A 7,286-nucleotide genomic window follows, 5' to 3' on the forward strand; every position below is an offset into this window, starting at 1 on the left:
TCTAACTGATTTTCTAACTCGGATATTTGAGATTGCAGTTGAGTTTGATTTTGGTTGGCTGTCTCGATTTGAGTTTGAAGTTCCGAGATTTGAGAATTGAGCTGAGATTCCAATTGCCAGCGAGTTTGACGCCCACTTTCTAACTGATTTTCTAACTCGGATATTTGAGATTGCAGTTGAGTTTGATTTTGGTTGGCTGTCTCGATTTGAGTTTGCAACTCCGAGATTTGAGAATTGAGCTGCGATTCCAATTCTGAGCGAGTTTGACGCCCACTTTCTAACTGATTTTCTAACTCGGATATTTGAGATTGCAGTTGATTTTGATTTTGGTTGGCTGTCTCGATTTGAGTTTGCAACTCCGAGATTTGAGAATTGAGCTGCGATTCCAATTCTGAGCGAGTTTGACGCCCACTTTCTAACTGATTTTCTAACTCGGATATTTGAGATTGCAGTTGATTTTGATTTTGGTTGGCTGTCTCGATTTGAGTTTGCAACTCCGAGATTTGAGAATTGAGCTGAGATTCCAATTCTGAGCGAGTTTGACGCCCACTTTCTAACTGATTTTCTAACTCGGATATTTGAGATTGCAGTTGAGTTTGATTTTGGTTGGCTGTCTCGATTTGAGTTTGAAGTTCCGAGATTTGAGAATTGAGCTGCGATCGCTCTGTGTTAGCATTTTCTAAATCAGATTGCAGTTGCGATCGCTCTTGATATACAATTTCTAAATGCTGTTCTAACTCAGATACTTGAGATTGCAGTTGAGTTTGACTCTCATTGGCTGTCTCGATTTGACTTGGGAATTCGGAGAGTTGAGAGTAAAGGTGCGATCGCTCTCTGTTAGCCGTTTCTAATTGAGCCTGCAATTCTGACAACTGAGACAGCAGTTGTTCTCGCTCTCGAACCACCATTTCTGATTGACTTTGCAGCTCGGAAACTTGATAGTTTAACTGCATTTTATCCCGATTAGCAGCTTCTAACTGTCTTTCCAGCTCTAATAATTCAGGTTGCGGTTGATTTAGTTGTTGGCTAGCGGTTTGCAATTGAGAATTGAGTATTTCTCGTTCTTGCTCTGCACTCTCCAGTTGAGCTTGCAAGCCCGAGAGTTGAGACTGAAGCTGCTCCCGCTCTTGAATCGAGCGATCGAACTTAATTTGAATTTCCGACAACTGGTACTGTACCTGCAATCTGCTTTGACTAGCAGTTTCCAACTGACTTTCAAATTCCGACAGCAGACCGTGAAATTGAGAACGTTCTGCATCAACTGTCTCTAATTCTGCTTGCATTTCCAGCATTTGAGCGTTAAGTTGCGATCGCTCCTGAGTTGCAACTTCTAACTGATATTTAAGTTCTGCCACTTCCGCTAACTGAGACTGAGCTTGTTCAGCATTTTCTAGCTGAAACTGCAAATCCGCAATCAGAGAATTAACTTGCGATCGCTCCTCGGCAATTCCTGCCAAAAATCCTTCCAATTCCGACACTTGAGTATTTAACAAATCTTGCTCGCCCGTCACAACTTCTAAGCGAGTTTGCAACTGGGACAATTCTGAATTTAGCTCATTTTCATTCTGCATCTTTTCCCGCAATTCCGAAGTTCGGGCATCCAACTGCGACGCCAGCTTCGATATCGCCTCCTGCGAACCCTGCATCCGCACCAAATTCCGTGAATTTCGCTTATTCAAAATTAGCCAGCAGACTAAGGCCCCGCCTCCAAATCCTATTAATAAAAGTAATGCTTCCATTTGTTTTATCTAATTCATATAAATTGATTTGCCTTGCAGCTTGCCCTCAAAAAAGGGACATCCAGAAATCGCTAACTTACTCAGGCTATCACAACTTGCGCGCCTGTGTTCACTTGGCTCGGCAATTTATATTTATTTACAAAAACCCAACAGGTAAGGTGTGCATTGGTGTCAACAATCGCCTGAAAACCTTTGTATCTCTCGTTTATAGCCGAGTCTCGCTCCCCCTCGCATACCCCTTCAAAAGGGGAGTAGGGGTTGACGCAAGAGCGCTTCCGGTTGCCCCCTACTCCCCCCTTAAGAAGGGGGGTTAGGGGGGCTCGAAGACCTAATCGTCAAACAGTAGATCGGCACTAAATTTGACGCGCTTGTTGACACTACAGTCAGATATTCTGCGCAAGTCCGATTAGCGAAGCAAATCCACAATATGAGGAATAATCTCGATATGCTGAGTCAGCAAATAATCCAAGTAACCCCCAGTAAAATTTTTAATTTCTAAACACATTTTATTTTAGTAATTAGGAATTGAGCCTTAAGCATTGAGATTTGAAAATTGAGACTTCAAAAATGAAAATAGGAAATTCAAAATAGGAGAAAAATAAGAAAAAAAAAAGCCTAACATTTGATTTTTTTCATTTTCCTTCTTGCCTCTTCCGTTTTCCTTCTTCCTTCTTCCGTTTTCCTTCTTCCGTTTTCCTTCTTCCTTCTTCCTTCTTCCTTCTTCCGTTTTCCTTCTTCCGTTTTCCTTCTTCCTTCTTCCTTCTTTCCTACTGAGTAGAACGCCGATAAAGCAGCCAGACCAACAGCGCAGAACCCAACAAAGCCGTAACCGTACCCACAGGCAATTCTACGGCACCCAAACGAGCCAAAAAATCAGCAAAAGTCAACACCCAAGCACCGCCGATCGCACTCATCGGCAACACAAACCGATATTCATTACCAAGCAACAAACGCACCCCGTGAGGCACAACCAATCCCACAAAACCAATCAATCCGCCGATGCTGACAGCACTCGCAGCTAGCAAAGTAGCAACCCCCCAATCAACAAGCGCGATCGCACCAGCGAAACCCCCAAACCAACAGCTAAATCGTCGCCCAAAGGCAGCAAATTTATCGATCGACGCTACCCGCACCCCTAGCTAAAATCGTCCAGCGCTTTCAGCGACATTCCGATCCGAAACAGCGCTACTAACAACTGCTGTGGTATGCCAAGAGACTCCCAGCATTTCCCGAAAGCGATACAGCAGATTCTATGTATATGTGGTACACTACATTCAGTTTCGGTTTGAGCTTGCACCAGATGGCGTACTCCTTTGGGGTACACAAAATTTGGATAATGCCAGCATATTCCCCATATCTATCTTCACATGGAGGCTACTATGGAAATAATGAAGTCAATATTAAAGAGTTGTTTATACCCACTAAAACAGCTAGTTGTGCCGGATTCTCAGATTTACTGGCTGTATCTGCTTTCCTCATTATCAATAGCACTACTGCTCTACCTACTGCACTTTGCCAAGACAGAAGAGAAGAAGAGCTTCCTGCAATACTGCTTTCCCAAAGACATTTATCTTCATCATTCCGCAATCCTGGATTATCAGAACTACTTACCCATTATATTGATAAAAAGCTTGATCGTAGTACCAATCGCCACAGTCATATCTGCAACCGCTATTGCTGGTGTAGTCAGCGGCTCTCTAACCGAGCTAACTGGCGTAACTACCCTTTTCCCAGTAACCGAGACGCAGCTTTGGCATGATGTTGCTTTTAGTATTTTTCTAATACTGGCTATTGACTTTGGCTATTTCTACAATCATTACCTAAGGCATAAAATTCCTTTGCTCTGGGAATTCCATAAAATCCATCACACGGCTGAAGTGCTTACTCCATTTACTTTATACCGCCATCATCCTGTCGATTATGTTGTCCAAACAATGGCGGTCTCTATCAGTTCCGGTATAGCGATAGGATTGTGGACATATCTGTTTGGCAGCCAGATGCAGGTTCTATATCTCAATGGCATACCCTTTCTGCTGTTCGCCTTTTATATCACTGGTAACTTCCGCCATTCTCATATCTGGCTAGCATTTCCTTCCTGGCTCAGCCATGTTTTTATTAGTCCAGCTCAACACTATATTCATCATGCTAACGATTCCAAGTATTATGACGCAAACTACGGTAAGATATTCGCAGTTTGGGACTGGATGTTTGCTACATTGTACGTGCCGCAAAGCTATGAAAAGCTAGATTTAGGTTTACCTGGCGATGAAGCAAAACCGTTTAATAGTGTAGCAAACTTCTATTTGCAGCCATTTAAGGCAATACGCAAAAATCCACAAAACTGAAAACTTTTCTTTTTCTCACTTCGACCATAATTTTTGGACTTCATGACATCGATAATCTAGCGCCCATATATTTAATTACCTTGGTAGAGGTCTTCCCTGTCTTTACTTATTTTAACATAGTTCGGTTTTTTCGCACCGACCTACTTAGTCAAAGGATTAGTTGGCTTGGTGGTGGAAGGTTTGAGCGGATTAACGCCTGCTGAAATTGTCACCATTACCCCAGATTTTATTCAAGACACGGGATTGAATGTGAGTTTGAGACCTTCCCCCGCTAACGGATTTTACAACATTTTTCAAATGATGAAAAAGAAAGCGCTGGAATCCCAGGGAAGTGAGCAATCAGAACTGAATTAAGCCTGAAAAATCCTTACTAAAATCAACAGCAAATGATTTTTATAGGAGAGCCGCTTTTTTATTCTCTCTCCACCAAAACAAAGTTGCAAACATTGTCGAAACCATTAATAAAACCCCAAGCACCAAAAAAGTAGTATGTGTAGCAAAAAGTAATGCTTGTACAGGCGCATTGCTAATATCGATATTCGGTGCAAAATTAGCGCTAAAACTTGTGGTAAAGAAGAACAAAGCACCTACTATTGGTACTCCCAGCATCTGCCCTAATATCCGCGAAAATGACAACAATCCCGAAGCAATACCTAATCGCTCTTGTGGTGCGGCTCCCATAATAGAGCTATTGTTAGGAGAGTTGAACATCGCCACTCCTACCCCATAGGGAATAATCCCCAAAATATACTTGATGACAGTTAATTCAGTATCAAATCTGCTGATTAAAAAACATCCAATTGCCATAAATACTAGACCCATTAAAGTAATTACCTGCGTGCCAAAACGGTCGGAAAGAATACCCGAAATAGGCGCAGTCGTCACAATCAGAAGTGACGGTACTACCATTAAAAAACCAGATTTTTGAGTTGAATAGTGTTCAAGGAAAGTGAAGAAAAAAGGAAGGATGAAGATGACACCTGCGATCGCGAAATTTGCAATAAAACGTAGCGTTAAGCCCAGGCTCAACTCTAGGGAGCGAAACATTTTCAAGTCGATCATTGGTGCTGCTATTCGGGATTCTAACCATAAAAAGCCAATCAAGCTGACGACAGAAAAACCCAGCATATATATGGCAATATGAGAATTACCCTTCTGTAATAGGGTAATGCCAAGAATAAAAGAAGTTAAGACGGTGGTCAATATCAGCGTACCGATGATATCAAAGTTTTCGGGGTTTCCACTAATCGCAGAATTCGGTACAAAAAAAGCCACAATCAAAATGGCAACAATCCCAATCGGAACATTCACCCAGAAAATTAAAGGCCAGCCTCCCACACTCATCAGCACTCCTCCTACCATGGGCCCCAAGGTAATCCCCATTCCGTAAATTCCCGCTCTAATACCTAGTCCCAGTCCCCGCTCTGCCGCTGGAAATGCCTCCACAATCATCGCAGTTCCCAAGCCAGATAAAAACGCAGCACCTACTCCTTGCAATCCTCGAAACGCTATTAAAAACCAGACATTTGGCGCCATTCCACACAATAGTGAACTGATCGTAAAGATTGTTAAGCCAATAATGTACAATCGCTTCTTGTTCCAGATATCACCTAATTTTGATACCAATATTACAAATATGGCGATTGCCAGCAAGTAACTTAAAACTACCCATTGAATCGTGGCAAAACTGGTATGGAGAGATTCAACCATAACTGGCAAAGCCAAGTTAACTATATACACATCCAAAGCAAAAATGAATACGCCAATACCAATACCAACTAGAGTCCACCATTTTTCAGATGATGTCTTCTCTTCTTGCCTTAATTCGTTAGAGTTTTCTGCTGGGGTTATTGACATTATTACTATCTAGGGAGAGGTGTGTATTATTCTGAAATCATCCAAACTATAGCATTTTTCACTGGGTAGGTGCTACTGTAAATTAGTAATTATCAATAAATTCTAGAAATTCTTTCTCGATATCGATTGGGGTTCCTCTTTTAGCAATTTCTTTAATTTCTTTAAGAATCTTAGCTACTAAATATTTGTTTTCAGCCAGTTCCTCTCTGCCAATCTGCTTTAGAGCTAATTCAACAGCAGTCAATCCCGATTGCATCCCTAATGCTATACTACTTTTAATTCCAAAAATTTCTGGATTTAAACTTTGATATAGGCGCTCATTTTTTGCCATTGCCGTAACGTGAACACCTGCATAATGGGTAAAAGCATTTTTCCCCACGGCAGGGTGATGAGGAGAAATAGGTACATGAGAATACTCGCTTACCAAATTATACAAATCTTTCAAATATTCTAGTTTCCAAAAGTTTTTCTCCTCAATAAGGTCGGATAAATTTATTAGTAACTCAGCCAAATCTACTATACCAGCTCTTTCCCCTAGTCCCATCACGCTGACATCAATAATATCTGTTCCCGCTCTGTAGGCATCCAAGGCATTTGCTAAAGCTAAACCTCGGTCGTTGTGGCAATGAACTTCTATTTGTGGATATAATTCTCGTTTGGCTAGTTCCTCCTTCAGGATTTTGACAAAATAATAAATACTACGTTTTTGTTGAAATGGGTTTGTATATCCAGTGGTATCAGCTATGCTGATTATATTAGCTCCAGCCTGCACTGCTGCGCTAGCCGCCTCAATCACATTTTTCATAGGAGAGCGAACTGTATCTTCCGGCGTATAGCGAATCAATAAACTATCATTCTGCTCTCTAGCATAAGTTATTACTTCCACAATTTTATCTAGGGCTTCATCTAAACAGATATTATAGTCGCATTGCAATCGTTGAGAGGATACACTAAAAAACACGCCTAAAAAGCTGACATTACAATCCAGGGCTTTTTTAACATCATCTATTCGGCAGAGCGAATGAGCGCCTATTTTTGCTTTTAGTCCAGCATTGGCAATGCGGGTAACGGCTAAAGCAATTTCGCTATCTACAGCAGGATTGCCAGCTTCAATAATATCAACTCCTATGTGGTCTAAAAACTCCGCAATTTTTAACTTTGTTTCAGGTGCGAAATAAACTCCAGGGGTTTGTTCTCCCTCTCTCAAGGTAGAATCAAGAATTTTAATCATAATCTAGGATCAATTTAGGTACTAACAAAATCTTGAAAAAGGGGCTGGCTTCGGCGAGGGCACAATACCTTATACAAACTTGAGCCATGACCCCCAATAGATATCTCCAAAAAA

The 7,286-nt window shown here is 41.4% G+C and carries 4 protein-coding genes and 2 pseudogenes; 2 read left to right on the forward strand and 4 right to left on the reverse strand.

Translation table 11 applies throughout. The features are described from left to right. Positions 1 to 1,739 (reverse strand): annotated as a pseudogene (locus QUB63_RS29845) (hypothetical protein); the annotation flags it as partial. 767 nt (positions 1,740 to 2,506) lie between these two features. After that, positions 2,507 to 2,872, reverse strand: a complete 366-nt coding sequence (locus QUB63_RS29850) for an iron chelate uptake ABC transporter family permease subunit (protein WP_332948992.1) — start codon at positions 2,870 to 2,872, stop codon at positions 2,507 to 2,509. Positions 2,873 to 3,118: 246 nt separating this feature from the next. Here QUB63_RS29850 and QUB63_RS29855 point away from each other — a divergent pair, with 246 nt between their 5' ends. Together QUB63_RS29855 and QUB63_RS29860 are read left to right on the forward strand one after the other, a co-directional pair. Beyond that, positions 3,119 to 4,084 (forward strand): sterol desaturase family protein, encoded by a 966-nt coding sequence (locus QUB63_RS29855; RefSeq protein WP_332948993.1) that lies wholly within the window; start codon positions 3,119 to 3,121, stop codon positions 4,082 to 4,084. Positions 4,085 to 4,240: 156 nt separating this feature from the next. Continuing rightward, a pseudogene (locus QUB63_RS29860) lies at positions 4,241 to 4,438 on the forward strand (SufE family protein); the annotation flags it as partial. Between the two features lie 39 nt (positions 4,439 to 4,477). On the opposite strand, the gene QUB63_RS29865 reads toward QUB63_RS29860, so the two are convergent. Then, positions 4,478 to 5,941, reverse strand: coding sequence for an MFS transporter (locus QUB63_RS29865; protein ID WP_332948994.1), 1,464 nt, complete (start codon positions 5,939 to 5,941; stop codon positions 4,478 to 4,480). Positions 5,942 to 6,023: 82 nt separating this feature from the next. After that, a complete protein-coding gene (locus QUB63_RS29870) occupies positions 6,024 to 7,172 on the reverse strand; it encodes a homocitrate synthase/isopropylmalate synthase family protein (protein ID WP_332948995.1) in 1,149 nt (382 codons plus the stop codon). Positions 7,173 to 7,286 lie beyond the last annotated feature (114 nt).

Origin of the sequence: Microcoleus sp. ARI1-B5 (genome assembly GCF_036705795.1) — a bacterium.
Lineage (GTDB): Bacteria > Cyanobacteriota > Cyanobacteriia > Cyanobacteriales > Microcoleaceae > Microcoleus.